The organism is Pseudoalteromonas sp. NZS37 (assembly GCF_015864265.1).
Taxonomy (GTDB): domain Bacteria; phylum Pseudomonadota; class Gammaproteobacteria; order Enterobacterales; family Alteromonadaceae; genus Pseudoalteromonas; species Pseudoalteromonas arctica.
Map to the genome: position 1 here is coordinate 1 of NZ_JADYXL010000063.1, position 728 is coordinate 728.

At 41.5% G+C, this 728-nt stretch carries 1 protein-coding gene; it reads left to right on the forward strand.

All coding sequences use genetic code 11. From position 1 onward, the window contains the following. Positions 1–123: 123 nt before the first annotated feature. On the forward strand, positions 124–728 hold a 605-nt coding region (locus I6F47_RS20425), incomplete at its 3' end, for a protein rep (protein WP_197184474.1).

The window sequence follows — 728 nt, forward strand, 5'->3', positions numbered from 1 at the left end:
AAAGAGAGAGAGACAGGCAAAAGCTTGCCTTTGCCGTCCTCACTCTTGGGGGTTTTTTGCAAGCTCTGCTTGCCTTACTTGATACATAGAAATAAAGTGTGGATATTAAGGATAAAATAACAAATGACAGACATAAAAAAACCCTCACTAGATTCAGCTTTGGCGGGCGACTCTAGCAAGGGCTTCAACGAAATATGTAATTTCTCTGGTAGAGTGCAACGCTACAGCGAAGCAAAGTCCAGACAATTACAGATATTAAACCATGTTCGTGGTTTAAGCCAAGGGGAAAAAGCAAATTTTCAACTTCATTCCCTTTTGAATTTCGAGAAGCTACAAAGCCAACTGTGTAGTTGTGGTAATTATCTGGTTTTTCACCAGTACCACACTGTGGGACAAGTGCGTCTTGCAAAAGCTAGTTTCTGTAAGAATCACTTAATGTGCCAACTGTGCGCCATCAGGCGTGGCGCTAAGCAAGTTCAGGGGTATTTAGGTAAGTATGAGCAGGTTGTAGCTAAAAACACCGCCTTACGCCCTTACATGCTCACTTTAACGGTTAAAAATGGTGAGTCATTACCAGAACGTTTTGATCATCTTCAAAACTCTGTGAGAAAACTCTTACAGCGTAGACGTGATTTCGTAAGCAAAGGCCTTGGCAAAACTCAACTTGGTAAGTCTGACGGTGGTGTATTTAGTTATGAATTAACTAAAAGTAAATCTGGCTGGCATCC